Genomic DNA, 26,898 nt, shown 5'->3' with positions numbered 1-26,898 from the left:
AATTGGTGAAATTATGGAAATTAATGGTGTAAAAATACAAGATACCTTTGCTGAAGGTTTCGGAATTAAAGTATCTAGATTAATTATTACTGCAGCTACTAAACATTTAGCTAAAATTGCAGCTACTGAAGCTACTGGATTTGCTACTTCAGTTATCGGATGTCCTGCAGAAGCAGGTATTGACCAATATATTCCTCCAACTGAATCCCCAGATGGAAGACCTGGTTATGCAATCATGATTTGTCACATGGCTAAAAAAGCTCTAGGTGAACAGATTATGGATAGGATTGGACAATGTGTTTTAACTGCTCCTACTGCAGCAGCATTTAATGCTCTTGAAAGTGAAGAATCCTTCCCAACCGGAAAGCAACTCAAGTTCTTCGGTGACGGATTTGAAACTGAAAAAGATGTAAATGGTAAAAAAATGCATGTAATTCCTATTATGTCTGGTGACTTCTTAGTGGAAGATGAAATGGGATGGAAAGATGGTGTAGCAGGTGGAAATTTCTTCATCATGGGTGACAGTCAAATGACTTCTATTGTTGCAGCTGAAGCTGCTGTTGATGCTATTCATGCTATTCCTGGTGTAATCACTCCTTTCTCTGGTGGTATGGTCGCTTCTGGTTCAAAAACAGGTTCCAAATACTCTTTCATGAGTGCATCTACCAACGAAAAAGAATGCGTAACTTTAAAAGATCAAGTAGAAACTGAATTACCGGAAAATGTATTCGGTAATATGGAAATCGTTATTGATGGTGTGGATGAAGAATCCGTTAAAGCTGCTATGAAAGCAGGTATTGAAGCTGCTTGTCAAGTGCCTGGAGTTATTGAAATTGGTGCAGGTAACTATGGCGGAAGTTTAGGTCCTTACCAAATTCACTTACAAGAATTATTCTAGAGAGATTTACTCTCTACTATTTTCTTTTTTTGTTATTTCAGCTATTTCCTCATTTGTGAGGTTTTTACCGATAATCTTTTCATGTTCTTCCAGGTCTCTCACCAGATTTTTAAGTATTTTCCTGTTCGGACCTGAAATCCAGTGGGAATGGATATTGTTGACGCCGTTGTAGAGGTTTTCAAGAGCTTCCTTTGCATCCTTATTGCGCTTTAGATAATCATCGTATTTTGTTCCGTCCTTAAAGTCGCTTGACTGAAGCTTTCGGCTCAGCGGTGTTTTTATTCCTGGAATGTGGTAGTCGACGTTTTCAAGCGTGCAGCCGTGTTTGGTGATGACTTCAAATTCGCTTAAAATCTCGTCTGGGCCGTGCTGGACGGTTAATCTTAGGAGGTGGGGCATTGCGGATTCAAGATATAAATCTTTTCCTCCGATGAGTTCCGGTGAAACGAGCTTGTCCGCTCCGGCCTTTCTGAGGCGACTGAAGTTTTCGGCCTTGCTTACTCTTGAAACGATCCATGCGTCGGGATTGCTTTCCCTTATCGTCAGGACAATAAAGAGGTTGGTAACGTCATCTCCGGTACTTATGATTACGCTTTTGCACTTTTCACTGGCCAATTCAGCTATCGTACTGTCTTCGGTAGCATCCTTATTTAAAACCACAGTAGAGTGGTTTTCCTTAATGTCTTCGCTTATCTCCTCATTCTTTTCAAAAATAATCACGTTCTGCTGTCTTTTGTTAAGCTCATCATAAACCACTTTTCCAACTCTTCCATAACCGCAAAGGATATAATAATCGTCCATTTCGTCAATCGCTCTCATTCGTCTAGCCCCTTTTGAATATTTACTCATTCGCTCCTGAAAACTCGTTAAAATAATATTGAATACGTAAGCAAGCAGCGCAACTCCTCCCAATGCGAGGGTCGTTGCAAATATCTTTTCGATTCCGGTTTTGGGAACGTAATCTCCATAACCGACCGTTGCCATAGTACTGACTGAATAATAAACAGAATCGACAAAATTCAAGCCCATAATGAAATAGGAACCGATAATTCCATATGCAAAAAGCAGTGCAATTAGTATTATTCCGTTTGTCACGTGTCTCGTGGGCATTTTTGTCAATAGTTTGAATGTTATTTTTCTCATATGCTTTTTCCTTAAATTGGGATAATTATATTTATTTATAACTATCATATTAAAATTTAGGTGAATTAATATGGATCCGATTGATATGATGGTTACCGATGCAAACTGCGAATACCTGGGATTGTCAAGGCTGTGCCTGATGGAATCCGCCGGAAAGTCATTGGGCGATGAAGTGGCTAAAATAGCCGTGTTTACTTTCTCAAAGCCCGTAAAGGTAGTGATGTTTACGGGTTCCGGTGGAAACGGCGGAGACGCATTCGTTGCAGCACGATATCTGTTGAACAGGGGCTATGACGTTGACATTTACATGCTTAAAAGCAATATACATTCCAAAGAGGCAAGGATAAACTATGAACTGTTGGTAAACATGAAGCCGAGACTTTCAAGGTTAACCATTCATGATTTGAGCAATGTTGGAGACTTTAGGCTTGAAAGCGATGAGGACTTCATAATCGTTGACGGCATTCTTGGTACAGGAATCAAGGGAAATCTTCAGGAAAATGTCAGGAAGGCCATTGAGGTAATTAACGAGTCCCGAGGCCTTAAGATAAGCATTGACGTGCCGTCAGGAATGGATCCACTTACCGGCGATATTAATGACGTGGCGGTTGTGCCTGACTATACCATAAGCTTTCACAAAATCAAGACTGGCGTTCGCGATGCCGATGAGGAGCTTGTCGGTGGACTTGTTACCGCAGACATCGGAATTCCTTTGGAGGCGGAATATTTCATTAATTACGGTGATTTTTTAAGGCTTAAAAAGAGAAGCGATTCATCACACAAGGGAAACAACGGTTCCATATTGATTATCGGCGGAAGCGCGGACTATCACGGAGCACCTGCGCTTGCGGGAATGGCAGCTTTTAAAAGTGGAGTCGATTTGGTTTACGTTGCAACGCCTGAAAGCGCTTCAACCGCAGTCAAGTCAGCCTCTCCCGATTTGATAGTCAAGGCTTTAGATGGAGATTATTTAAGCTTAAGCCATCTGGATGATATTTTGGAGTTAACGGATAAGGTCGATGCGGTATTGATAGGTCCGGGCTCAGCCATTAACGATGAAACATCAAAACTGTTTAATGTTTTAGTTACTAAAATCAAAAAGCCTATAGTTCTTGATGCGGACGGATTGAAGCAGGTTGACTTGTCACTGATTAAAAATAAGGATAACATCGTACTGACGCCTCATCTGGCCGAATTCAATAAATTCTTTAAAACGAATTTAAAGCTGGATTTGGACAGCTATGACTTCAATAAGGTTAATGACAATATAACTGAATTTCAAAGGGTCATTAAAGAAATTAACGGCTGCGTGGTCGTTAAGGGAAAGAATGATTTGATTTTATCAGGCAATAAATTCAGAATCAATCGCTCTGGAAATGCCGGAATGACCGTTGGGGGAACCGGAGATGTTCTTGCAGGCATTATCACGGCATTAATGTCTAAAGACTTGACTCCTTTTGACAGCGCATGCCTCGGAGTCTTCATTAACGGCCTTGCAGGTGAAGAGGCCTATAAAAATAATGGAAACGGCTTTTCAGCAAGCGACCTTGTTTCATACATCGGATTTGTGATTAAAAATGGAATGCGTTAAGGGAATATTTAAAAGAAGACCGAACCGCTTCATAGCTGAAGTTGAAGTTGACGGAAAGCTTGAAATAGCTCACGTTCCAAACACAGGACGTTGCAAGGAGCTTTTGGTGGAAGATGCGGTGGTCTGGCTTGAGCCTTCAGACAATCCGAAAAGAAAGACGAAGTTTTCACTTCACTTCGTTGAAAACCGTGGTGAGCTCGTATCAATTTACTCGCAGGAAGCCAACAGCATTGTATATGATGCAATTAAAAGTGGTAAAATAAAGGAGCTTTCAGGCTATTCATATCATCAAAGGGAAAAGACAATCGGAAATTCACGCATAGATATATACTTGGCAAACGAAGTTGACGACTGCTGCGGAATGAGCTTTTTAGAAGAGCCGTGCTTCGTTGAAGTAAAGGGAGTGACATTAGTTGTCGGTCGTGAAGCGAGATTTCCCGATGCTCCAACAGAAAGAGGAACAAAGCACCTTAAAGAATTGATAAAATTAAAAAAGGACGGTTTCAGGGCAGTCGTGTTTTTCCTGATTCAGCATCCTCTGGCAACGTCATTCAGGCCCAACTGGGAAAACGACCCTGTATTTTCAAAAACGCTTAACGAAGCCTATGAAAACGGCGTTGAAATACTCGTTTACACATGTGAAAACTCCATTGATGAGATTAAGCTAGTGCCTCAACCCATCGACTTTGACCTGTCCGAATTATAGTCTAAGCCTTAATATTTCTTTCAGTTCTTCATTGGACAGTTCGGTGATGAAGGTCTTGTCGGTGCTTATTGCCTTTTCGGCCAGATCTTTTTTATTTTTAATTATTTCGTCAATGTTTTCCTCAAGTGTTCCCTTTGTAATGAAGCGGTATACCATAACGTCATTTTCCTGTCCTATTCTGTGCACCCTGTCAGTTGCCTGATTTTCAATGGCCGGATTCCACCACAAATCGTAGTGAATGACATTCTGCGCCGCCGTCAAGTTCAAACCCGTACCGCCGGTTTTAAGCGTTGCAACCAGTATCTTATAGTTGGGATTTTCCTGGAATGTATCGATAACCTCTGATTTTTCATTAAGTGACTGCGATCCGTGAAGGAACAGCACTTCTGTTTTCAATTTCTGTGAAACAAGTTTTTGAATGATTTTTCCCATCTCAACGTATTGGGTGAAAATCAGTACCTTTTCATCGGCACTCAAGATATTTTCCAGAATGTCAATGAGAAGCTCCATTTTCCCGGATTCCCTGATTTTAGGATTGTCGCTTTTTAGGAATTGCGCAGGATGATTACATGTCTGTTTAAGGGAAGTCAGTATCTTTAGGATAGTCGCCCTTCTTTCAATGCCGTCCTTATATGACAAGTCTTCAAATATCCCGTCCAGTATGGCGTTATAGAGTTTAATCTGCTTTTTTGTAAGCCCGCAGTAGATGTCATTGATGATCTTTTCGGGAAGTTCCTTTTTAATCTCCTCATCGGTTTTCAGTCTTCTTAAAACAAAGGGCTTGGCCATGGTCTTAAGCTTTTCTAATACGCTTTCATCACCCATCCTTTCAATAGGCATTATGAAATTGGTTTTAAAGTCATTAAGGGTTGAAAGATAGCCTTTATTGACAAAGTCAAAAATAGACCAGTAATCCGTCAGACGGTTTTCGATTGGCGTACCGGTAAGGGCAATCTTGTTGAAGGCGTTAATTGTCTTTATTGCCTTTGTCTGCTGCGTTGATGGATTTTTAATGTTTTGGGCTTCATCGATCACGCAGATGAACCATTTTCTGTCCAGAAACATTTCCAAATCAAGGCGGACGACGCTGTAGGATGTTAAAAGGATATCATGATCGTCTATTGGGAAAATCCTGTTTGAGCCGTGATAAATGTAGTATGAGAGTTCGGGAGTGAACTTGTTGATTTCCTGCTCCCAGTTTGAAATTAATGTCGGGGGAACGATTATCAGTGCCGGTTCAGTTTCTAAAAGATTTTTCTCCTTAAAATAAAGAATGGTCGTTAAAACCTGAATTGTCTTTCCCAGACCCATATCGTCGGCTAAAATGCTTCCGAAGCCATTTTTAATGTTTTGAACCAGCCATGAATAGCCAATCTTTTGATAAGGCCTTAATTCACCAGTCAGTGATTTGGGAACATCATAGATTTCCGATTTATTTGCTAAATCCTTCAGTTTCTTCTTTTCTGACTTAAATCCCATAGTCTACCTTATATCAATTTTTGAGAAAACCTCGCCTATGGCGTCATTAATGACTAAAGTGGCCAAATTGTCATAAGGCGTTGGGCTTTTGTTAATCAATACCAGATTTTTCCCGCCGAAATAATTGATTAGGCCAGCTGCCGGATAAACCACAAGTGACGTGCCTCCGATGATTAACGTTTCGGCGTTTTGAATGTAATTTATTGAAAAATTCAAAACGGCGTTGTTTAAAGGCTCTTCGTATAATACGACGTCCGGCTTGATGATGCCTCCGCAGACGCATTTGGGAATTCCTTCGCTTTTTAAAATGTAGTCAACGTCATAGCTTTCATCGCAGACCTGGCAGAAATTCCTGTGAACGCTTCCGTGAAGCTCCATGACGTTTTTAGAGCCTGCCTTCTGGTGAAGCCCGTCAATGTTTTGGGTAATTACCGCTTTCAGTTTTCCTTTCTTTTCAAGCTCTGCCAGCTTGTAATGGGCAGGATTCGGCTTGGCATCCTTGAAGATTAGATTTTCCTTGTAAAACTCAAAAAACTCTTCGGTATGTTCCATATAGTAAGTATGGGAGACTAATTCCTCAGGACTTTTGGAATAGATTCCGTCGGCGCTTCTGAAGTCGGGAATTCCGCTTTCAGTTGACACTCCAGCTCCTCCGAAAAAGACGATGTTGTCTGAGGAATCAATAATTTCCTGTAATTGGCTGATTTTTGTCATATGATTATATATTTGTGATTATGATACAATAATTTTTCCAGTTTTAAAGCATTCGGCCAAATATTCCCGTGACTGATAATACAAGTCAGAATTGAAATTCAGAATTTTTTCCGCTAGCCATGAAGAGTATACTTCAACGATTCCTTTAAAAACATCTTTTTCATCATAAATATCTTCAATGAGCCTTTCAAATACTTCTCCAATTTCCCAATAGTCCGGAACATTGTATTTGCATGTTGAAATGTTATCAAATTCTCCATCAGGAATACTGTTCCTATTTATAAAATCATCGGCCACTTTCTCAATAGGTTCGCAATGAAAAACATCTTCATAATCATAAATTCTTTTTAAATCTTCACCCAAATATGAAACAATATCCTTTCTATTATTTTTTGTTTGTCTTGAGATGAATTCAATTAAACTGCAGGTATAAAATAGTGAATTGTTATTCTTATCCATGAACTTCCCTCGATTCAATGAATTTTATCGTTTTAAGCGCGTTTTCAGTGTTAAAACAAATTTGGTGTGTCGGGTATCTGAATTTTACCAATGCCCAGAATGCTTCTCTTGAAATTTTACCGTCTTTAAATTCCTGAATATAGTTATAAATGGTATCATCAGCCATTGGGCCTTCAACAATATCCCAATCATGAGGGGTACCGCTTCTACAGGCTATGATAAAATCAAGCCATTCTTCAGTCATCTTTTCAAATTTGAGAATTTTTAATGAATCATCAGGCTCATATTCATATACATTAACAATTCCATTTCCAAATCTTGTTGCCCAACGGATGGCCTGTTCTTCCATTATTGTACAGTAAAAACCAAAATAGAAGTCTTTATTGAATTTTTCAATCCGGATTTCAGGTTTTTTTACAGTTACTGTACTTCCATGATAGATTTTCATTAATATCATGCCTCAAAATTTTGATTTCTTATATTGATATTTATTTTTAAATTTTATAAACTTTTAAATATTTTAGGATACAAAATGCTAATTGTGAATATCTTGTGAGTAGGGATTAACTTGAAAAAAGAGAATAGCAATTCAAATCTGGACTGGATGATTCACTGGTCATTAACCGCACACCATCCGAGAAACACCCAAATAAAGCTGATTAACAAAATTAACTTCGCAATCGGCGAAGGCTATAAAAACATCATTCTCGAAGCAGGAACGGGCATAGGAAAATCCGCAATCGCAACAACCCTTGCCAACATGTATGAGGATTCCTATATATTAACCATGACAAAGCAGCTTCAGGAGCAATACTTATATGATTTTGAAGATATGCTGGTTGAAATTAAGGGAAAGGGCAACTATCCGTGCAACTATAAGGGAACCTGTGACTTCTGCATCAAATCGGAGTACAATCTGGCAAAATGCGGGGACTGTCCCTTTCAGGTCGCTTTTAGAGAAGCCAAAAAGTCAAAAAACGTCATCACCAACTATGATTTCCTCTATAGGGTAGGCGTGGACAATGGAATGCTTGATCCCAGAGAATTGCTGATTTTAGATGAGGCCCACAACCTTGAGCGAAAAATGCTGATGCTTTCTTCCCATATCCTGAATCGTGAACACATTTCAACAAAATTCGGAATAGATATTTTTGAAGAGCTAATGAATGGGGAAAAGTCCTATTCAATCGTTAAAAGCAGTTCCGAGCACTGGATTGAAGTGTGCAAAAAGCTCGTGAGTGAATGCAGCGAGCAGATTAAAAAGATTGAAGGAACAGGAAAGGACGTTCAGGTAACTCTGGATGAGTTTGAAAGCGACCCTTCAAAGTATTCAAGCAACGATTTCATCGAAAAGCAAAAGCTTGAAAGCGACATGAAGGATTTCAACTCAATAATGCTTGGACTGGAAAGCGGTGATTTAATCATTGATCTGCCCGAATACAAGTTAATTAAGACCAATAAGATGGATATTTCAGCTGAATTCAAGCCCTATTCGGTTTCAGACGCCACGCAGAATCTCTTGAGCTTCGGTAATATCAGGATATTTTTAACCGGAACGCTGGGGGACATGCACAAGTTCTGCCAATGGAACAACATCAATCCGGATAATACCTATTATATCTATGAAAAAAGTCCCTTTGAAGTTTCAAACAGGCCGATTTACATTGATTTTGTTGCCAACATGAGCGGAAAGCTCAGGGGAACTCCAAGATGGAAAAACGAAAAGGCGATTTCTAAAATCAGGGAAATAATCGATAAGTATCCCAATCAGAAGGGGGCGATTCACACCTCGTCAAACGAGCAGGCATTCTGGATAATGGATAACTTAAGGCAATATAATCTTGTATTCGTCGGCGGAGAGTCAAGAAACGAAGTGTTAAGGGAATTCAACGAAAGCAATGATGATGAAATACTGATAGGAGCTTCAATCAAGGATGGAGTCGACCTGAAGGGAGACCTGTGCAGGTTCCAGATAATATTCAAGGTTCCCTATCCTCAGCTTAATGAGCAGGTAAAATACAGAAAATCTTTAGACAATTCATGGTATTACTATCAGGCGGTAATGGCTATAATGCAGGCTTACGGCAGAGGCATCAGGGATAAGGACGATTACTGTGACATGTACATTATCGATGCCGATTTTAAAAAACTGTTTTATAGAAATAGAAAATTCTTCAACGAATACTTCGCCGAAGCAATAAAAATAAGAAGATGATAGCTCATTAAAGCTATCTGTTTAATTTTTGATAATTTGCGGCCTGAAGACCGTGGTATTTGATCATACCTTCAACTTCTCTCTGGTCAGTGTCCTTGTCTTCAAAGGTAATCTGTTCGATGCTGTGGAGGCTGAAAGGTGATTTTCTGATTAACGGCTGGATTGAGCCCTTAAAGAGTTTCATAGTGACTTCACCGCTGACCCTTTGCTGCATGCTGTCAAAGGCCTGGTCCAGGTCTTCCCTTAAAGGTTCCTGCCATAATGCTCTGTATACCAAGTCAGCGTAAAGGGTAGACATGTATTCTGCGAACCTTAACTCGTCAGTAGTTAAAACAAGCTCTTCCAAGGCCTGGTGAGCTGCAATTAATAATTTTGCTCCAGGAACTTCGTAGTTTTCACGGCTTTTAAGTCCGATCATCCTGTTTTCGATGGTGTCGACTCTTCCGATTCCGTTGTCTCCAGCTATTTCATTAGCTTTCTTGATTAAATCGATTAATGGCATCATTTCACCGTCAATAGCTACAGGAATACCTTCCTCGAACTCGATGGTGACCTTTTGAGGTTCATCGTTAGCTTCCTCCCAGGATTTGGTCCATTCGTAGATGTCTTCAGGAGGTTCGTTTGCAGGGTCTTCGAGGTTTCCTCCTTCGATGGATCTTCCCCAGATGTTTTCATCGATACTGTAAATCTTTTCGTAGTTTAATTTGATGCCTTTTTCTTCAGCATAAGCCTGCTCTTCAGTTCTTGTAAGGTTCAATTCCCTGATTGGAGCAATGATGTCCAAATCGGACATTGCAAGGATTACGGCTTCAAACCTGAATTGGTCGTTTCCTTTTCCGGTACATCCGTGTGCAATTGCGGTTGCGCCTTCCTTTTCAGCCACTTCAATGATTTTTTGAGCTATTAAAGGTCTTGCAAGCGCAGTACTTAACGGATATCCTTCATATTCGGCGTTTGCCTTAATTCCTCTTGCTATATATTCATTTGCAAATTCTTCTTTAGCGTCAATTGTGTAGTGTTTTCCGGTTCCAATGGTGGCAGCCATTTTTTCTGCTTTTTCAATCTCTTCATCGCCTTGTCCTACATCTACACAAGCAGTAATTACTTCTACATCATATTTTTCTTCTAATAATTTAACGCAGACAGAGGTGTCCAATCCACCGCTGAATGCCAAGACTACTTTGTCCATATAATCACCATAAAAATGAATTAACATAATGAATTATGTCTTTAATAGTATATAATATGTTGCGAATTAGGACTAAATAATAACTCTCAAATCCTTTGCTTCGACAAAATCAATGAGGCGTTCGTATGTCGCATTGGATTTTAGCGTATTGCTGTTTCCTATAATGATTAATTTACGTTTTGCACGTGTTATTGCAACGTTCAAACGTCTCAAGTCCTTTAAAAATCCGATTTGCCCATAGTCATTGCTTCTAACAGTTGAAATAATAATGATTTCCTTTTCCCGTCCCTGAAAACCGTCAACCGTCTTGACTTCGATATCGGTCTTTTCGGATATTAACTTGACCTGATCTGCATATGGGCTTATAATTCCAATATCCTTTTCATCAATGCCCGCATTAACGTAATCGTTCGCCACCTTAAGGGCGATTCTTGCCTCAACGTGATTGACGATTGACTTTGAATCCTTTAAGTGCTTTTCGTGAGTGTCCAAGTCGCAGGTGTCAATGAACAGTAACGCATCGTCATCCTCGACGTCTGAAATGTCTTTTAAGTTAATGTTGTCAACGTTTGAATCGCTTTTAAGCTTGTTTGCGTAAAACTCGGAGTTTGGAAACTCCATCAATACTTTGTTCATGCGGTACTGAACGTTTAAAAGCTGTGACTTCTGCGGATACTTTTCAATCAATGACTCGAATAAGGTGTCTTCCAGCTCATGGGCCTTGTCGCTTATTATCGTCGGCGGAAGCTGCTTGTGGTCTCCTGCCAGTATGAACCTGCGTGCTTTAGCTATTGGTATTAATACACTTGGAATCGTTGCCTGTGAAGCCTCATCAATGATTACCACATCGAACTTGGTCTGGGAAATGCTTTCAAGAGCCGCTGATGAATTCGTGGATAGGATGACATTGCTTTCCTCGATGATGTCTTTAATCATCTTGTTTTCAATCCTTTTTATTTCATCATGCAATTCATCGATTTCCAGGTTGTAATCAAGCCAGTTAGCCATTGATTTCATTTTATCAGGGCTTATTCCACGTCCGCCCTTTCCCTTGGAGGCATAGTATAAAATGTCATGGTCTGAAAAGCCTCTCCTGTACTGGGGGGTAGGCTTGGTAAAGCCGCTTCTCTTTTCAATCAGTTTATCAATCTTTTTATGTATTCTTTTGATTTTATCGTTTAAATCATGATTTTCAACTTTATAGGCTAACGTATATTTGATATTGTCCTTCGATACTCTTTGCGGATGGCCTAATCGTGTAATTTTTAACTTTTCATTCAAAACAAGCCTTTCGACGATATTGTCAACGGCCGCATTGCTTTCGGCGGTTGCAAGGACTTTTCTTTTTTGCCTAACTTCCTGTGAAATCAGCTCAACCAAAGTCCTGGTTTTTCCCGTTCCGAAAGGACCGTGTATCAAAAAGAAGTTCTGGCTTGAAAGACTCTCCTTAATGGCCTTTTTCTGGGATTTGTTCAATGACTGGTCGATAAAGTCAATGTAAATGTTATCTTTATTGTGCTTCGGATCCCTTTTGTTTAAGCTGTATTCCAAAGCATTCTTTCCTTTCAGGCTTAAATGATTCAGATTGTCCTCCATTCTTCTGAAAGTGATGTCGTTTGCATATAAATCAAGTCTTACCTTTTTCTTCAATGCCCATTTGGGAACGCGATGGTCAAATGCGACCTTTATGTATCTTGCTCCCTTTTCTGTAACCGTTCCGGTCAAGTCGCTTCTTAAGGGATTGCCTGTGCTTACTAAAATCATGTCTCCGACGCTTATTTCGGTATCGATGATTTCCCTTCTTCCGAATTGAACGATGTTTAAGCCCAGTTCCTTTCCCAGATACTTTCCTTTGACTTTATTAATGGCTCTGCCCAATTCTTCCCTTTTTTCACCGGACATCTTTTCTATTTCCGAAACCATTAACTCTATTTCGGCTTCCCGTTCATAATTAACAAATTTTATCAGTTTTTTAATGTATTTTTTCAATTTTATCACGAACTAAAAATATTAAATAAGACTTTGATTCAATTAGTAAATATGGATTTCGATATGCTTGAAGATTTTGACAATGTTGAGATGAGTTACGTTACTTTCTTATCAAAAGGATATGTTTCAAGAAACAAACATATCTTTGACGAGATGGAACTGACTCCGCTGACCAAATTCGTTCTGCAGTCATGTGTTTACGGAACTCCAATCTTTAAATTGGGCAATTCAGGAAAAAAGCTGCTTATTTTATCCGGAATCCATGGAAACGAATTGCCTCCCCAAAAGGCATGTCTGACATTATTCAATGAACTGATTGAAGTCGATTTGAATAATACGGTCTATTTCATTCCTATTGCCTCTCCAAAGTCAACAATGAACAATGAAAGAACATTCAATTCCGTTGATTTAAACCGGGCCGCACATATGGCCAATTCATTAAGCAACAAGATAATTAACGTCATTGAAGAGCTCAAAATCGACTTTGTAGCTGACTTTCACTCAACTGCATACAACAGCAATCCGGGCTTTGAAGCGGTATTTTCATCTAAAAATCCTTCTCCTGAAAGTTTTTTGATGGCCAACTATATTTCGGATGAGGTCGGAAGCGAAATCATTTCCTTTGACGTTGCAGGCTCCCAGTATAAGGGTGCGGTTGAAGACGTATGCAACTTAAGGGGAATACCGGCCATTACTTGTGAAGTGGTCTCTCCTTTCGCATCAATCGGAAAGGGAAGCTTTGAGAAATCATTAGAACAGATGAAGAGTTTTCTCGCTTATTTCGGCTTCTGAATACTTATCACGCGCTACCACAATTTACTTATTAATATATTTATAAGTTAATATCTATAAGGTGATAAAATTGTCTTCATACAAAGGTCATACTCTGTTTGCATTAATTCTGGCATTGCTATTTTCTTTTAATCCTCTAATAATTGCTTTAACAGTGATTGGTGCAAATATACCTGATTTCGACCATAAGGTCAGGGTAGAGAATGCCTATAAGATGATAATTTTGGGATTGCTGGTGTTTATATCACTGTATATCCTAAAATTACCTTATTATTTAGGTCTGATAATTGTATTTCTAGGCGTAACCTTTTATTTCTCTGAACACAGAAGTTTTACCCATTCTATCCCTGGAATATTAATATTGACTTCAGCCGTTTCATTAATACTGATATGGGCATGGGAACTGTTAATTAATGTGACAGTTCTTCCAAACAACTACCTGATTGCGATTCTCATTGCCCTTTTAAGCTTTTTATTTTTGAATAAAAGGTTATTGCCTATATTCATACCATTGTTTTTCATTTCAGTGGTTGTCCTGCAGACATTTGAGATTTCATATGTTCAGATAGTATTGGCATTGTTTTTAGGCATCTTTTCACACAGCGTTCTTGATGCGACAACGCCTGCAGGAGTTAAGCTCTTTGCTCCGATATCCCAAAATGACTATCATAAGAACTTTGCAATGGTGTCAATATTCGTTTTGATTGTTTTGGCGGTTTTCGTCAGGGCACCGATGCTATTTTCATTGTTTGAAAATTATGTTCGGATTTAATTAACGGTTGTAAAAAAAAGATAAATGGAGAAAAATGTGATAAAATTAAAAAAAGCTTATACAAAGCCCAATGCATTATCAACTTCTTTTAAAAACTTTTCAGAGTGGACTTTGTTGAATACTTCTTCATCAAAATTATCATCAATTTAACCTCGGTTAATATATCCCCATATTAGCTCATCAACGCTCACATTAAGTTCTTGAGCTTTTTTTCTGCCATTTTTTTAAGTTTTTTATCTTCAATTTTGTATTCTAAAGTCATATCAGTATCTCCTAAACACTAGAAATCACGTTAAATGAGTTTATTTTTTTAAAATCACTATCAAATGATACAATCTGTCTAATTCCTATGTTCATCATCGTATTGATGATTGTGCAATCTCCATAGTTAATAGAATTTAATCATGGTGATGAATATCTTTCTTGCCAATTAATCTTTGAAATAATCTGTATCAAGAAAATCATAAAATCGTCATTAATCATCAAATTTGTTCCATCTACCAACAAAAACATCAAAATTATGCTTTTTTGGTTGAATCCCTCTTTTCTTATCTTTTTCTACTTCTTTCCTGCTAATTTCTAACAGTTCTTCTCTGGAAAGTTTTGGAGGTTCATAATAATCGTCCATATACAAACCTCGTTTAATGTATCTGTTGATTAATTCGGATATTGTGATGTTTAATTTATTGGATTTTACTTTTAATTGTGTTTCTATCATTTCATCATGAATTATTGTTTTTTCAGACACAAATTGTAACACTCCATTAACAAATATGTAATTCAAGGATTATTAATTTTGCGAATTAATAATTTCAGATATTACTTAAATTTCCTCAGGTTTAGAGTCTGCAGACGAAAAACAATCCTGAGTTTTTAATGTACAATACAAATCTTGAAACAATATAAAGAACAGGCAGTTCAATCAGAGGCCCTATTACAAGGGCAATGGCTATTAATTCACGTCCTGGAAATGAATTTATTGCAATTGCCAGAGCCAACGGTGAATTCCGGGCTAGAGTGGTCATGGTCAGGCTTGCATATTCCTCATAGGTGAAATGGATCTGCTCGGATAAGAGCAAGTCAATTATGGTGTTTGAGGCAAAAAATGCGATTAACGGAATAAATATTGTTAAAAGGGAATTCAGGTTTTCAAATAAGAGATTTCCCTGACTGTTGAATATTGCAAAGACAGCCAAAGCTAAAAACAGAATTTGATATTTTGAAAAGAATCCGGTGGCTTTTTGCTTTAAATCATTGTTCAATATTAATTTGGTAATCTGGGCTAACATAAATGGAATCACGATTACTATCACTAATGAATAGACCAGATCAGAATAATTGATTGAATTTCCGCTTGAGAAAAAGAGTATAAGATAAACGGGAAGCAGTATTATTTGCAGGATTAAATTAATCGGAAGTATTGAAAGGCTTAAGTTAAGGTCTCCTTTGGCCATTTTGGTAAATACCAGATACCAGTCGGTACATGGGGTCAGTATGAGCATAAAAAATCCGATGAAAATGTCAACGTTTCCGTTAATGAAGAGATTTCCTAAAAAATAACCGAATAGCGGCGTCCAGATAAAGTTAATTATAAGGCTTGTAAGTGTGAATTTAACGTTTTTAAAGCTTTTTTTCAGGTCTTTAAGGGGAACTTCCAAAAAGAGCCCGTATAGCATCAGGCACAGGAACAGATTAATTAAATTTCCGGTATTGTCTGCTAAAAAATCCACATTGCTTAAAATCAATCCAATGGCTATTGCAGACAATAATATTACCGGTTCTAATTTCTCTATTAATTCCATTCCAACACCTTTAATTTAGGTATAACTAAATTTGTCTGGAATGGTATATAATAGTTTTTGGCAGAGAATTATTTCTTCTCTCCATGTATGATGAATACTGGGCTCACCGGCTTGTTGAATGCCTGTGACAGTTCTTCCCAATATTCGGAATAGTTTATCAGTTCTTCTGCGGTAGGGCGAAACTCATGGATCCTGCAATCAATTATTACTCCCTTTTCATCCTCATAGACCTTTTCAAATACGTCATTTCTGTATTTGCTTTTAAAGTCTTTTACAGAACCGATTTCATGCAGTTCAGGCTCTTGTCCATTTAAAGACATCATACATTTTATTGTTGTTTTTTCGCCATATCCATCATTCATAATCTTAGTTATTTGCTTTATCATTATGTTTTTTTCAGTGTTCATGCTTGATTGTCCGATTTCATCATATATAAACTAGTCAGTTATTTTTCAGAGCAATTTCACATCCCTAGAGCAATATTACCCTCATCTGAGAATTTTTTTATTTCACTTTCCGGGCATTAATAATCATTCTAAGGCTGAATGGGTGATGGAAAACACTTTTTTAAAATCCGCTTTTACGGACTTATTTCATGAAAATAAACATTAATACTATTCCATTCACGCATTAATTTTACCTGGTGTTTATAATATTGCCTTAAGCAGGTAATTCAAACGTTTGAAAAAAGGAATTTTTATTTTTACCTTTTTCATAATTTCATTAGTAATACCTTTTTCAAATTACTTATTAAGAATTTTTTAACATCAAATAATTTTTTCGGATAATTTAACAGTGTTATTTGAATTTTACTTCATTTTAATGAAATTTTTCAATAGATTTTCATGACAAAAGCATACATTTATAATAAATAATCATGATAAATAATACTGTATATTTATATAGTCAATTTTTTGACTTAAAAATCAAATGAAATGGAGCTTGTTTAATGTTTTTGACTAGAATCGGTTATGGAATTATTTATTTCTTAGACCTTATTTACGAAATTATTAAATCAACGATTGACGTCGTTTTTAATAAGATTATGAGAAGAGATATTAATCCTGTAGTTATCGATGTTGAAACAGTTTTAGAGAGACCTGTTTCCCAGACCATTTTGGCCAACAGTATTTCTTTAACTCCAGGAACATTATCTGTTGATTTAGACTCTGAAAATCAAATTATTAAAGTAGCTGCTATTTCTCCAAGAAGTAAAGAGGATATCATTCCTTTTGAACCATATATTAAGAAGATGTTAGAATAGCTAAGTAATGACTCTTCTTTTATTTAAATTAATACGAGTGGGATACTAATGGACATATTGATTATTTCAAAATATATTTTAATCATTGCAATCATTGTAATAATGCTTGCAGCTCTAAGGGCAAGCGCTTACAAGGGCGCTGCAATGGGATTGCTTGGCAGTTCCGTGGTAGTTGTAGCCTTTGCCATGGTTTTGCTTGTCGGAGGAGATTTGTATAATCTCGCTTTTTATAGGGATATATCATTAGCTTTAATATTCTTTGGATTTGTAGGTACTGTTGCTTTTGCCATTGTTGCGGGAGGCGATAATTGATGATTGTTGAGTATATACAATCTGCACTCCTTATTATCGCAGCCTTCCTGATGATAGTGGCTGCCGTTGGTATGGTAAGTCTTCCAAAAGATATGAAAAACGTTGTTTATGGTAGAATTCATATTGTAGGTGTTTTTGATATTGCCTGCGTCATAGCAATGATCGGATTAGGACAATACCTGCTTGCCGGAATTTACTTTGTTCTGGCACCATTTACAGCCCACGCAATCGCTAATGCATTTTATAAAAGTGAGGATGTTGAAAATAACGCCAAATTAGGCGAAGTTGAAGAGGAAATTGATGATGCAAATCCTTTCGTTCATCACAAGTCCAAGATTCAGGAACTGGAAAGCGAAGACTCTGAAAAACTAAAAGCCGATGAACGTTTCACTTTTTCAACTTTAGAGATTGAGGAGGAGTAAGATGTTAGAGATTATATTGATGATTATAATTATTATAAGTGCAATTCTTGCTCTTGTTCAGAAAGATCTGCTTAAGGCAGCAATACTGACAGGATTTTCCGGAGGAGCAATGGCGGTTCTCTTCCAGGTACTGCTTGCGCCGGATGTTGCCCTGACCCAGGCCATTGTATGTGCGGTCATCATTCCTGTATTTTTAGCTTTGGCGGTTAAGAAAACCCAGAGGAGTGATGCATGATGGCGGACATTCAGCTAATCATATTGTTAACGTCAGTTGCTCTGGTTGTAATCGGCCTTTATGCAGCTATCTTTGTGGATAACATTATCAAGAAAATTATCGGTATCAGCTTCATTGAAGAGGGAGCTAACCTGTTCATAGTTGGAATAGGCTATAAGGCGGGCGGAATCGTTCCTATTATCCTGCCGGATATGAACGCAACATGGTTTGCACAGAATGCGTCCTATCCTCTTCCTTACGGTCTGGTTCTTACCAGCATCGTTATCGGAGCTTCTACCTTGGCGGTTATGCTTGCCCTGGTCATGGTTCTATACAGAAAATACGGAACCTTAAGCACCAGTGTAATGCTGGCTGACACATCAAAACAGGAGGAATACGATGAATGAATTAATTCCATTGATGGTTATTGTTCCTATGATGGCAGCCTTGCTTTTAAGCGCATTTTCAAAATACGACAAGCTCATTAAGGCTTTGGCATTTGTCGTTGCACTCTGTCTGCCTTTAATTCCGTTGCTGTCAAACTACGGACTGCATTACTTCGGAGGATATGAGCCGATTGTTGACAATATCACAAACATCGTCTATCATCCGGCAATCACGTATTCCTTTGACTTCCTGCAGCAGATATTCATAGGAGCTGTTGGAATTCTGACTTTCCTGGTTGTATTTATCTATTTAACCAAATATAAGAAAGTTTCAGGACCATATCTCTTCCTGCTGTTCATGGGTACGGCTGCAGTAACGGCATTAATGCTTACAGACGACATTTTCCACATGTTCGTATTCTTTGAAATACTTGCTCTGGCTCAGGTGGGTATTGTAGCTGCCTCATCAATAGATTACAGTTATGAAATGGCTTTAAAGTACATGATTTTAGGATCAATCGGAAGCCCTATGATGCTTTTGGGTATCGGATTCCTGCTTGCAATGACCGGTACCGTTAACGTGACAGACATCGTAGCAATAGTCCATGGAGGACTTTTAAATGTGGCATCTCCGGTGTTCCTGGCAGCTTTAGGCCTTATCTTCTTCGGATGGCTCTACGCATCAGGTCTGCCTCCGTTCCACACAATCAAATCAGGAATCTACAGTAAGGCGGAACCTCACGGAGCGGCTCTGCTTCAGTCATTTACGGTCATTTCAATGATTTCAATAGTAATGATAATGTTCAGGATATTCTCATCATTGCCTATATTTGAAGTTCTCATCGTACTGTTTTCAGTTCTTGCAATGATTTTGGGCGTATCCCTTGCGCTGATGCAGACCGACTTCAGGCGTATGATTGGATTTCTGGCTGTCGGAGAGCTCGGTTTTATCGGATTGGGTATAGGTCTTGGAACCCAGTTTGCCCTGACCGCAGGTCTTTTCCAGGCATTGAACGAAATAGTGATTACCGCATTATTATTCATAGGATTCGGAGCTATAGTAAACGCCACCAACGAGGTGGACACCCGTAAATTGGGAGGCCTTTTGGCATATCACCCTAAAGTGGGCATAATGCTTTTAATCGGCGGTCTTGCAATGGCTGGTGTACCTCCGCTAAGCGGTTTCCAGTCAAAATTAATGCTTGTTCAGGCTTCCTTAAGCTGCGGCTATCCGGAACTGTCCATTCTGGCAATCATGGTCAGCATCGCAACATTTGTGGTATTCGTAAAAACCTTCTATGTGATGTTTTTAAGGCCAAAGCCACACGATCTGGAAGTAGTTGACAAGGAAGTTCCAAAGGCAATGGTATTTGCAATGGCAGTTTTATTAATTATTATCCTGGCATTGGGTATATTCCCAGATATCGTAACGAGCGGAATTTCCAATTACGTTGGAGGTATGTTACTATGAAGCTTTACGATCAAATCTTTTATGTAGTCAAGAAGTTTAAGGAACTCTTCTCTCCGGGCCCTGTAACGAATGCTGACGTTTCAGGAAGCATTACTGCAGAAATATTTCTTATAGTTTCACTGGTAATAGCTTCACTTCTGCTCAGGCACATTAACGTCCTGCTTGCAGGCTTCGTTACATTAATACTGGCTATCGTATTGATATGCAACATTCCTCTAATTCCTAAATTCAAAATTGAACAGGAGGATTCGCTGGAGAAGATGTTATTCTATGCAATTATTACCTTAGGATTAATTGTAATATTCCTGTACTGGGGTGGTGTCCTTGTCTAATAATGTTAGAAACTTATTCGCTGCGGTAATAACTGCAGTATTGTCAGTTACGTTGTTTGACGCCGTTTATCACATAAGCGACATGATCACTCCCGGTGTAAGCAATATCTATAACGCTTTGGGAACTCAGGTCACGCCGAACATGGTAACGATGGTAATTTTCGATTTCAGGGGCTATGATACCCTTGGTGAATCAATCATTCTGTTAAGTGCCGGTCTGGTAGTATTGCTGGTATTCGGCAGAGGAAAATTGGGGGGCAAACAATGAGTCAGATTCTTAAGTTAATAGCTTTGCCTATTTCAATCATTTTAATTTGTTTAGGTATAATGACGATTCTCGGAGGACATATAACTCCTGGAGGAGGTTTCCAGGGAGGAGCAATGATTGCCTCAGGAGTAATATTCTCACTTCTCGTTTACGGGCTGGGAAATTCTCCAATGGAATTTTCACATACCTATATAGAAATATTCGAATCAGTCGGCGCATTAGGCTACATCGTTTTGGGACTTGTCGGATTATTTGCAGGAGGATTCTTCCTCTACAATGTCGGAGCCGATGTCTTCAACATCATTCCGGCTTCAATCCAAAGCATTTTCCACTATCCCGACACTACAAATGCAGGTATCATTCCTTACCTCAACATATTTGTAGGTTTGAAGGTGTTTGCCGGTTTAAGCGCAATAGCTATTGCATTTGCCGGATTTAAGAAATTAACTGAGGAGGATGTGGATTAGATGATATACGGACCAATGATTTTCGGTTTGCTCTTTGGAATGGTCGTAGGATCCCAGATAAAAACCGGAAACATAAAGGATACGAAGTTCACCGCAGCCTCTTACGTAATAATAATTATTGCCGGACTGATTGTAGCATGGCAATTGGGCGAATTCCCGTTTTATGATAAATTGCCTGTAGCAAGAGGATTTGTATTTGCCCTGATTGGTATATTGTTGTCGAAATTAATATTTGCAAGGAGCAGCTAAAGGAGGGTCATGAATGTTTTTATCAACTAATGCATGTGAAGGAAAAGGAGAATGTATTAAGCAATGTCCTACAAAAGCTATCCGTTTAATCAATGGAAAAGCGTTCAGCTGTCTTACTTGCGGAATATGCTTCAAGAACTGTCCTAACGACGCCATTTTCCAAAATATTTATGGAGGATACGTTGTGGACAGGGCCAAATGTAACGGCTGCGGAATGTGCATGTACAACTGTCCTACAAACAACATTCACATTGATGACGGCGTTGTTTACGGAATATGTTCACGCTGCGGCGTTTGCAGTGAAGTCTGCCCTTCAAGAGTTGACGGAGCTGAATTCACCCGCGAAAAGCAAATCAATTTCATAGAATCAATGAACATTCTGCTTCCAAGCTATGACGACATTCCCAAAAAGTCAAATAAGATTAAAGAGGTTACAAGAGCCTATTTCGGAACGGACTTCGACAAGTGTATTTTCTGCGGAAGATGCTCAGAGCACTGTCCTGTCAACGCCATTGATGTTGTCCTGGACAGAGATGAAGGAATCTGCAGCGAATGCAGAATCTGCAGTGACGTCTGTCCGAACGGTTCCATGAACAAGAACCAGATTGTCAACAAGTCAACCTGTACCCTTTGTCTCAACTGTATGAAGGCCTGTCCTAACAACGCCATATCCGTGGACGACTTCGAACTGATTGTAAACAAGATTAATCAGAAGCCGAATGGATACCTGGTTTCATGCCTTAACTGCGGATTGTGCGCAGACCTATGTGAAAACGGCTCATTAGTTAAAGTTGACGGCAGGTTAAGATACGATCCGACAAAGGACGTGGATTCAACCCATGATACAGCTATCGACCACTGTCCTGTAACTTCTCTTCATGAGGACGAGGAGATGTTCGTTTACGACGAGTTCGATGAAACAGAGTTTCCAGCCCTTGCCGGGTTCTGCGTAAGCTGCGGAAAGTGTGTCCAGGTCTGTGACGTTGCAAAGGCAAGGTCATACATGGTTGCAAGCTGGGACGGAACTGTATCAGAGGACTGCATTTCATGCGGAATATGCTGTGAAGTTTGTCAGGAAGACGCAATCACCTTGAACAGGGGCACGATTTCAGTGGATCTTGAAAAATGTATATTATGTGAAAACTGTGCAGTTCACTGTCCTGTTAATGCGATTCCTAAAACCACGATGTATAAGGCAAAAATCGATGGAGGATTCAACTTCATCGAACAGAAACTGTGCATGCATTGCGGTTTGTGTCATAAAGTCTGTCCTTATGAGGCAATTGATGAAATTGACGGTAATTATGTAGTTAATGAAGAAAAATGTGAATATTGTGGAGCATGTAAAAACAGCTGTCCTGCAAACGCATTTTTATTCGAGAGAAACTTTAAAGATTCAATAGAGGGTATTTAAATGAGAAGTATGTTAAAAGTAGCTTTGGAAGGAGCATTTACTAACTTTAAAAGAATCTTTTTCGCCGCAGACAGGGTAACCGATATGGAAATGAGAAATCAGATTGCTACCCTTTCTGTTGAAGTGGATGACAGAGTGGACGAGACTGCATGCATAGGATGTGCAGGATGTTCCAATGCCTGTCCTACCCATGCCATTGAGATGAAGAATCTGGCAGCGCCGGTTAAGATAACCGACGATTGGGTAAAGACTCAAGTACCTGAAATTAATCTTGAAAAATGCATAGTCTGTTATTATTGTCATGATTTCTGTCCTATATATTCACTTTACGGTGAAAAGGGAACGATTCATCCGGCTTGTGTTGGAGACCAGGAAGTCAACGTCAGCGAACTGATGGCACAGCCGTTTAAAATTTCAGAAGACAAACTTAAAGTTATTTCTGCTTATCTTTCAGACAAGACAGTAATTAAAAATAGAGAGGATGGTGAATAAATGAGTATTAAATCTTTTTCAAGAGCAAGAGCAATTCATATCATGCTGGTTTATACGGGCGGATGCAATGGCTGCGATATTGAAATTGTAAATTCAGTATTGTCTCCGAGATTTGATATTGAGCAGTATAAGGTTTTCCTGACCTGGAATCCTCGTGAAGCCGACGTTCTGGTTGTAACGGGACCGGTCACCCACTTGAACAGGAAACCTCTGGAAGCCATTTATGAAGCCATTCCAGAACCGAAACTGGTTGTTGCCGCCGGAAGCTGTGCGCTTATGGGCGGCGTGTACAAGAACATCCATGGAGACATTCCATCGGAGGAAATTGAAGGGCCGGTTGAAAACGTCATACCTGTCACTGCAAAAATCCCAGGATGTGCAGTAAGGCCTCAAGACGTTTTAGCCGGAGTGGTATCATTGTTACCGATATTATTGGATGCGGATTAGGTGAGTTAAATGGAGGAAAAAGTACCAAGAAGCAATATTATAGAAACTGAAATTCCATTGGGTACGGTTCACCCGGCCGCATTGGAACCCTATAGGGTAAGGCTTTTTGTAGAAGACGAAATCGTCCAGGAAGCCGAAATAACCATAGGGGTTAATCACAGAGGTATCGAAAGGATAATGGAAGGGCTACCTGTTGAAAAGGGAAACGCCCTTACCGAAAAGATCTGCGGGATCTGCTCAAATTCACACGTATGGAATTCATGCAGAACCGCCGAGATAGGCCTTGACATCGAACTTCCCGAAAGGGCAACCTATATCAGGGTCATAATGGGAGAGCTTGAAAGGCTGCACTCACATTTCCTTTATCTGGCTCACGGATGCGAAACGGTAGCTCACGAAACCTTTTCCATGAGGGTATTCTACTTAAGGGAAATCGTAATGGAGCTTCTCGCAATGATTGGAGGAAACAGGGTCCAGTACGGATGTCCTATTATCGGCGGAGTAAGGCCAAGATGCGATTTGAACGAAGCCAAGCTGCAGAGACTCAAGGATGACATGGACAAACTCGAGGAAGGCCTCACAGGATTTGCCGAAAGGTTTTTGGCCGATTCAATACTGATATCAAGAATCACTGGTGTTGGTGTATTGCCTACAAAACAGGCTATCAAACTGGCCGTTACAGGCCCTACATTAAGGGCAACGGGCGTTGCAAGGGACTTGAGAACCAATATGTACGAATACGATGACTTTGACTTTAATGTTGTCACGCAACCTGATGGTGACGTTAAGTCAAACCTGCTGATGAGGGTTTTAGAATCTTTCGAATCAATAAAAATCATCCGTCAGGCGGTTGCAAACATCCCTGAAGGCAAGGTTGTAAACAGGGACTGGGAAATGTTCGATACAGATTTGATTGAAAGTTATATTGAAGTTCCAAGGGGAACTCTTTATCATTCATATGCATTGGAAAGCGGAAGAATAAGGCATTGCATTATAAGAACCCCATCAATGGCAAACATTGGTGCAATGCAGTACGCATGTATAGGCGATCACATTACTGATGCGCAGTTGAGCATCGTTCAGTGTGACCCGTGCTTTACGTGTACTGACAGGGCAATAGAAATAATAAGGAGATAGAATAATGTTTGAAACTACTGTAATCTATTCAATTTTGGCAGTCATAGCTACTGTCATTGTATGCTTTGTGATTTCTACATTATTGCCGGGAATTGAAAGAAAATATATTCACGCAAGGATTCAGCAAAGGATAGGGCCTCCGGTAACGAGTCCGGGAATCATGGCGCCGATTAAGTTCCTCTATAAGGAAAACGTCGAACCTTCTTCACCGGTTCCTGCGTTATACAAGATTCTGCCGATACTGTGTTTCCTTGTGGTATTGTTCCTGCTGATTGCAATTACTCCTTATGCGTTTGCAATTCCTGCTCTGGCAAGTCTCGTTGCAGTTGTAGGGCTTTTGAAAGTTGAAGAAATTTGTTATGTGCTGATGGGTGCGCTGTCAAAATCAGTAATGTCAGTAAGGATGCCATTCCCCGACAGGGTTAAGGGTGCAGCTCATCGGAACACTACCCGTTCATTCATTGAAGACATCAGTGCAAGAAGATCACTTAGAATGATTACCTACGGTTCATTCCCGTTCTATCTGGCACTGTTCGCTCCGGTAACTCAGGCAAGAAGCATTTTCCTTCAGGACATTGTTGCATACCAGCAGGTTCACGGACCGTTTCTCTTCACTGTTTCCGGTGCGATAGCCGCAATAGTATTTTTCATCGGCTACATGATTTTACTGAATGAATATCCGTTTTCAATCATAAAAGCGAAATGTGACGTTATTGAAGGACCGTACATGGAATACGCATCAAAATACCGTTCAATTGTATTCATTACAAGAGGATTCATGATGTTAACTCTGGGAGTATTATTCTCAGTTCTCTTCATCGGAATTCCGCCAACGGTATTGTCTCCAACGATATTGATTAATATCTTTGTTGTTCTGGTGTTCGTGTTCATGATGGGAATATTTTCAGCCTTTACTCCGGTATTTACAAACAGGCAGCTATTGCCGTCAATTTTAGGAGCCACATTGCTTGGAATATTGGCTATAGTTCTTGGATTATTATAAAGAGGTGATTATTATGAAATTTGTTATGAGACCATATCACATGGTAAGTCTTGGAGGCTATATTGTTGAATGGGATTTTCCTTACAGGAATCTCATAGTCGTAAATAAAACCTCTGAACCGATTAAAGTGGAAATACCGGTTTTCCATGAGGAATGGATTAGGGAGCATCGTGAACTGGGCCTTGACGTTATTCCAGTCACTCGTGACGATAATTATTTGCGCATGTGGAAAAAGGCACACGCCGAATTAGATAAAGTTAGGCCAGAAAATGACTGATTATAGCATAACTATAAAATCCGCTGAAAGAAAGGGAGTATTAAAGGATATTACTGACGTTACAACTAATCACGGCACGAATATCTCATACACTCACCTTTACGTCGAAAAGGACAATACGGGCATAATCAATCTGGAGCTTGAGCATGTCGATGATATCGATTCATTAATGGCTGATTTGAAGGCTATTTCCGAAGTGAAGTCAGTTGAGCTTCACGGCTCACAGTCAGACATTTACGGAAAGCGTATCATCATTGTCGGAGGCGGAGCCCAGGTTTCCCAGGTCGCATTGGGGGCAATCACCGAAGCGGACAGGCACAACATACGAGGTGAGCGTATCAGTATCGATACCATTCCTTTAGTCGGCGAAAGAAATCTTGCAGAAGCCGTTGATGCCATTTCAAGGCTGCCTCGTGTAAGCGCGCTGGTTCTTGCAGGTTCCCTTATGGGGGGAGCAATTACCGAAGCCGTCAAAAAGGTCAAGCAGGAAAACGACCTGGTTGTAATCTGTCTTAACATGCCCGGAAGCGTCACTCAGTATGCGGATTTAATAATTACTGATCCGATTCAGGCTGGTGTTATTGCGGTAATGTCCATTGCAGATACGGCAGTGTTTGACATCTCACGTCTGGGCGATAAAATCAAATATTGATTTTTCTCTTTTTTTAATAACTTTTTTATCATAATATTGCAAGAATACCCCAACCTCTTCTAGGTTGGGGATGAATTGCACAATGGGGGGGGGTGTTTTTTTTTATAATGTGTTAGTATTGGTATACGTTTGTAATAAACGGTTTAAATACGTTTTTGATTATATGAATTATTTTGATTAATTATTTGAGTAGGAATCAACATTCAGTATACAAATTAACTTTTCATTTTTGGTGTTGGTTTATATAAAATAATCGTAGGAAAGTGATTAATCACGATATTTTTTTTTGATTATTTTTTTGATGGAATATTTTTTTTTATTAATAAAATTGGTCAGATTTAT

The 26,898-nt window shown here is 39.2% G+C and carries 33 protein-coding genes; 23 read left to right on the top strand and 10 right to left on the bottom strand.

The features are described from left to right. Positions 1-13: 13 nt before the first annotated feature. Complete coding sequence (gene fhcD, locus F3G70_RS10445; protein ID WP_149732650.1) at positions 14-898, top strand: formylmethanofuran--tetrahydromethanopterin N-formyltransferase; 885 nt, start codon at positions 14-16, stop codon at positions 896-898. A 6-nt stretch (positions 899-904) separates the two neighbouring features. Here fhcD and F3G70_RS10440 read toward each other — a convergent pair whose 3' ends face one another. Next, complete coding sequence (locus tag F3G70_RS10440) at positions 905-2,041, bottom strand: NAD-binding protein (RefSeq protein WP_188118164.1); 1,137 nt, start codon at positions 2,039-2,041, stop codon at positions 905-907. Between the two features lie 70 nt (positions 2,042-2,111). On the opposite strand from F3G70_RS10440, the gene F3G70_RS10435 reads away from it, so the two are divergent. Together F3G70_RS10435 and sfsA are read left to right on the top strand one after the other, a co-directional pair. Continuing rightward, a complete protein-coding gene (locus F3G70_RS10435; protein WP_149732648.1) occupies positions 2,112-3,632 on the top strand; it encodes an NAD(P)H-hydrate dehydratase in 1,521 nt (506 codons plus the stop codon). Beyond that, a complete protein-coding gene (gene sfsA / locus F3G70_RS10430; RefSeq protein ID WP_149732647.1) occupies positions 3,619-4,338 on the top strand; it encodes a DNA/RNA nuclease SfsA in 720 nt (239 codons plus the stop codon). The genes F3G70_RS10435 and sfsA overlap by 14 nt, the downstream gene beginning before the upstream one ends. On the opposite strand, the gene F3G70_RS10425 is transcribed toward sfsA, so the two are convergent. From F3G70_RS10425 to F3G70_RS10410, 4 genes are read right to left on the bottom strand one after another with little or no spacing between them, the layout of a single operon-like run. Next, positions 4,333-5,817: a DEAD/DEAH box helicase gene (locus tag F3G70_RS10425; RefSeq protein ID WP_149732646.1), complete on the bottom strand. Its 1,485-nt coding sequence runs from the start codon at positions 5,815-5,817 to the stop codon at positions 4,333-4,335. The two genes, sfsA and F3G70_RS10425, sit on opposite strands and share 6 nt — an antisense overlap. Before the next feature lie 3 nt (positions 5,818-5,820). After that, positions 5,821-6,531 carry an NAD-dependent protein deacylase gene (locus tag F3G70_RS10420; RefSeq protein WP_149732645.1) on the bottom strand — a complete coding sequence of 237 codons (711 nt, stop codon included), beginning with the start codon at positions 6,529-6,531 and terminating at the stop codon, positions 5,821-5,823. Positions 6,532-6,549: 18 nt separating this feature from the next. Further along, on the bottom strand, positions 6,550-6,990 hold the full coding sequence (locus tag F3G70_RS10415) for a hypothetical protein (RefSeq protein ID WP_149732644.1): 441 nt from the start codon (positions 6,988-6,990) through the stop codon (positions 6,550-6,552). Further along, a complete protein-coding gene (locus F3G70_RS10410; RefSeq protein WP_223166076.1) occupies positions 6,983-7,447 on the bottom strand; it encodes a DUF3990 domain-containing protein in 465 nt (154 codons plus the stop codon). The genes F3G70_RS10415 and F3G70_RS10410 overlap by 8 nt, the downstream gene beginning before the upstream one ends. A 111-nt stretch (positions 7,448-7,558) precedes the next feature. Between F3G70_RS10410 and F3G70_RS10405 the strand changes: the two genes are divergently transcribed. Beyond that, positions 7,559-9,205, top strand: coding sequence for a helicase C-terminal domain-containing protein (locus tag F3G70_RS10405; protein WP_149732643.1), 1,647 nt, complete (start codon positions 7,559-7,561; stop codon positions 9,203-9,205). Positions 9,206-9,218: 13 nt separating this feature from the next. Here F3G70_RS10405 and F3G70_RS10400 read toward each other — a convergent pair whose 3' ends face one another. Together F3G70_RS10400 and F3G70_RS10395 are read right to left on the bottom strand one after the other, a co-directional pair. Continuing rightward, positions 9,219-10,394 (bottom strand): argininosuccinate synthase, encoded by a 1,176-nt coding sequence (locus tag F3G70_RS10400; protein WP_149732642.1) that lies wholly within the window; start codon positions 10,392-10,394, stop codon positions 9,219-9,221. 72 nt (positions 10,395-10,466) lie between these two features. Then, entirely contained in the window at positions 10,467-12,383 is a 1,917-nt protein-coding gene (locus F3G70_RS10395; RefSeq protein ID WP_149732641.1) for an IGHMBP2 family helicase, read from the bottom strand. Positions 12,384-12,434: 51 nt separating this feature from the next. Between F3G70_RS10395 and F3G70_RS10390 the strand changes: the two genes are divergently transcribed. Both F3G70_RS10390 and F3G70_RS10385 read left to right on the top strand, forming a co-directional pair. Next, positions 12,435-13,175, top strand: a complete 741-nt coding sequence (locus F3G70_RS10390; protein ID WP_149732640.1) for a succinylglutamate desuccinylase/aspartoacylase family protein — start codon at positions 12,435-12,437, stop codon at positions 13,173-13,175. Positions 13,176-13,245: 70 nt separating this feature from the next. Next, positions 13,246-13,947: a metal-dependent hydrolase gene (locus F3G70_RS10385; RefSeq protein ID WP_149732639.1), complete on the top strand. Its 702-nt coding sequence runs from the start codon at positions 13,246-13,248 to the stop codon at positions 13,945-13,947. Positions 13,948-14,422: 475 nt separating this feature from the next. On the opposite strand, the gene F3G70_RS10380 is transcribed toward F3G70_RS10385, so the two are convergent. The 3 genes from F3G70_RS10380 to F3G70_RS10370 all read right to left on the bottom strand — a co-directional run bounded on the left by F3G70_RS10380 (position 14,423) and on the right by F3G70_RS10370 (position 16,111). Then, a complete protein-coding gene (locus F3G70_RS10380; RefSeq protein ID WP_149732638.1) occupies positions 14,423-14,695 on the bottom strand; it encodes a hypothetical protein in 273 nt (90 codons plus the stop codon). A gap of 91 nt (positions 14,696-14,786) precedes the next feature. Further along, positions 14,787-15,749 carry an arsenic resistance protein gene (locus F3G70_RS10375; protein ID WP_149732637.1) on the bottom strand — a complete coding sequence of 321 codons (963 nt, stop codon included), beginning with the start codon at positions 15,747-15,749 and terminating at the stop codon, positions 14,787-14,789. 68 nt (positions 15,750-15,817) lie between these two features. After that, positions 15,818-16,111 carry a hypothetical protein gene (locus tag F3G70_RS10370; protein WP_149732636.1) on the bottom strand — a complete coding sequence of 98 codons (294 nt, stop codon included), beginning with the start codon at positions 16,109-16,111 and terminating at the stop codon, positions 15,818-15,820. A 587-nt stretch (positions 16,112-16,698) separates the two neighbouring features. Here F3G70_RS10370 and F3G70_RS10365 point away from each other — a divergent pair. From F3G70_RS10365 to F3G70_RS10285, 17 genes are read left to right on the top strand one after another with little or no spacing between them, the layout of a single operon-like run. Then, positions 16,699-17,013 carry a monovalent cation/H+ antiporter subunit E gene (locus F3G70_RS10365; RefSeq protein ID WP_149732635.1) on the top strand — a complete coding sequence of 105 codons (315 nt, stop codon included), beginning with the start codon at positions 16,699-16,701 and terminating at the stop codon, positions 17,011-17,013. Positions 17,014-17,061: 48 nt separating this feature from the next. Next, positions 17,062-17,325, top strand: coding sequence for a hypothetical protein (locus tag F3G70_RS10360; protein ID WP_149732634.1), 264 nt, complete (start codon positions 17,062-17,064; stop codon positions 17,323-17,325). Next, positions 17,325-17,747, top strand: coding sequence for a cation:proton antiporter (locus tag F3G70_RS10355; protein WP_223166075.1), 423 nt, complete (start codon positions 17,325-17,327; stop codon positions 17,745-17,747). Before F3G70_RS10360 ends, F3G70_RS10355 begins: the two co-directional genes overlap by 1 nt. Before the next feature lies 1 nt (position 17,748). Continuing rightward, the gene (locus tag F3G70_RS10350; protein ID WP_149732632.1) at positions 17,749-17,982 is read left to right on the top strand and encodes a hydrogenase subunit MbhD domain-containing protein; all 234 of its coding nucleotides are present in this window, start codon (positions 17,749-17,751) and stop codon (positions 17,980-17,982) included. Beyond that, complete coding sequence (locus tag F3G70_RS10345) at positions 17,982-18,368, top strand: cation:proton antiporter subunit C (protein ID WP_149732671.1); 387 nt, start codon at positions 17,982-17,984, stop codon at positions 18,366-18,368. Before F3G70_RS10350 ends, F3G70_RS10345 begins: the two co-directional genes overlap by 1 nt. After that, positions 18,361-19,818, top strand: a complete 1,458-nt coding sequence (gene ehbF / locus F3G70_RS10340; RefSeq protein ID WP_149732631.1) for an energy conserving hydrogenase EhbF — start codon at positions 18,361-18,363, stop codon at positions 19,816-19,818. The genes F3G70_RS10345 and ehbF overlap by 8 nt, the downstream gene beginning before the upstream one ends. Next, a complete protein-coding gene (locus tag F3G70_RS10335) occupies positions 19,815-20,150 on the top strand; it encodes a hydrogenase (RefSeq protein ID WP_149732630.1) in 336 nt (111 codons plus the stop codon). The genes ehbF and F3G70_RS10335 overlap by 4 nt, the downstream gene beginning before the upstream one ends. After that, a complete protein-coding gene (locus tag F3G70_RS10330; RefSeq protein ID WP_149732629.1) occupies positions 20,143-20,418 on the top strand; it encodes an EhbH in 276 nt (91 codons plus the stop codon). Before F3G70_RS10335 ends, F3G70_RS10330 begins: the two co-directional genes overlap by 8 nt. After that, positions 20,415-20,885 carry an MnhB domain-containing protein gene (locus tag F3G70_RS10325; RefSeq protein WP_149732628.1) on the top strand — a complete coding sequence of 157 codons (471 nt, stop codon included), beginning with the start codon at positions 20,415-20,417 and terminating at the stop codon, positions 20,883-20,885. The genes F3G70_RS10330 and F3G70_RS10325 overlap by 4 nt, the downstream gene beginning before the upstream one ends. Next, the gene (locus F3G70_RS10320; protein WP_149732627.1) at positions 20,886-21,134 is read left to right on the top strand and encodes an energy-converting hydrogenase B subunit J; all 249 of its coding nucleotides are present in this window, start codon (positions 20,886-20,888) and stop codon (positions 21,132-21,134) included. A gap of 13 nt (positions 21,135-21,147) precedes the next feature. Next, entirely contained in the window at positions 21,148-22,548 is a 1,401-nt protein-coding gene (locus F3G70_RS10315) for a 4Fe-4S binding protein (protein ID WP_149732626.1), read from the top strand. Then, positions 22,549-23,040, top strand: coding sequence for a 4Fe-4S binding protein (locus F3G70_RS10310; RefSeq protein ID WP_149732625.1), 492 nt, complete (start codon positions 22,549-22,551; stop codon positions 23,038-23,040). It begins immediately after the preceding gene. Further along, positions 23,041-23,487 carry an NADH-quinone oxidoreductase subunit B family protein gene (locus F3G70_RS10305; protein WP_149732624.1) on the top strand — a complete coding sequence of 149 codons (447 nt, stop codon included), beginning with the start codon at positions 23,041-23,043 and terminating at the stop codon, positions 23,485-23,487. Positions 23,488-23,496: 9 nt separating this feature from the next. After that, entirely contained in the window at positions 23,497-24,624 is a 1,128-nt protein-coding gene (locus F3G70_RS10300) for a hydrogenase large subunit (protein ID WP_149732623.1), read from the top strand. Positions 24,625-24,628: 4 nt separating this feature from the next. Continuing rightward, the gene (locus tag F3G70_RS10295; RefSeq protein ID WP_149732622.1) at positions 24,629-25,627 is read left to right on the top strand and encodes a respiratory chain complex I subunit 1 family protein; all 999 of its coding nucleotides are present in this window, start codon (positions 24,629-24,631) and stop codon (positions 25,625-25,627) included. A 13-nt stretch (positions 25,628-25,640) separates the two neighbouring features. After that, positions 25,641-25,904 carry an energy-converting hydrogenase B subunit P gene (locus F3G70_RS10290; protein ID WP_149732621.1) on the top strand — a complete coding sequence of 88 codons (264 nt, stop codon included), beginning with the start codon at positions 25,641-25,643 and terminating at the stop codon, positions 25,902-25,904. Further along, the gene (locus F3G70_RS10285; RefSeq protein WP_149732620.1) at positions 25,897-26,556 is read left to right on the top strand and encodes a DUF5612 domain-containing protein; all 660 of its coding nucleotides are present in this window, start codon (positions 25,897-25,899) and stop codon (positions 26,554-26,556) included. The genes F3G70_RS10290 and F3G70_RS10285 overlap by 8 nt, the downstream gene beginning before the upstream one ends. Positions 26,557-26,898: the final 342 nt, after the last annotated feature.

Origin of the sequence: Methanobrevibacter millerae (assembly GCF_900103415.1) — an archaeon.
Classification (GTDB): Archaea; Methanobacteriota; Methanobacteria; order Methanobacteriales; family Methanobacteriaceae; genus Methanocatella; species Methanocatella millerae.
The sequence above is the reverse complement of the archived record's forward strand: the minus strand, read 5'-3'. Positions and strand labels throughout refer to the sequence as shown.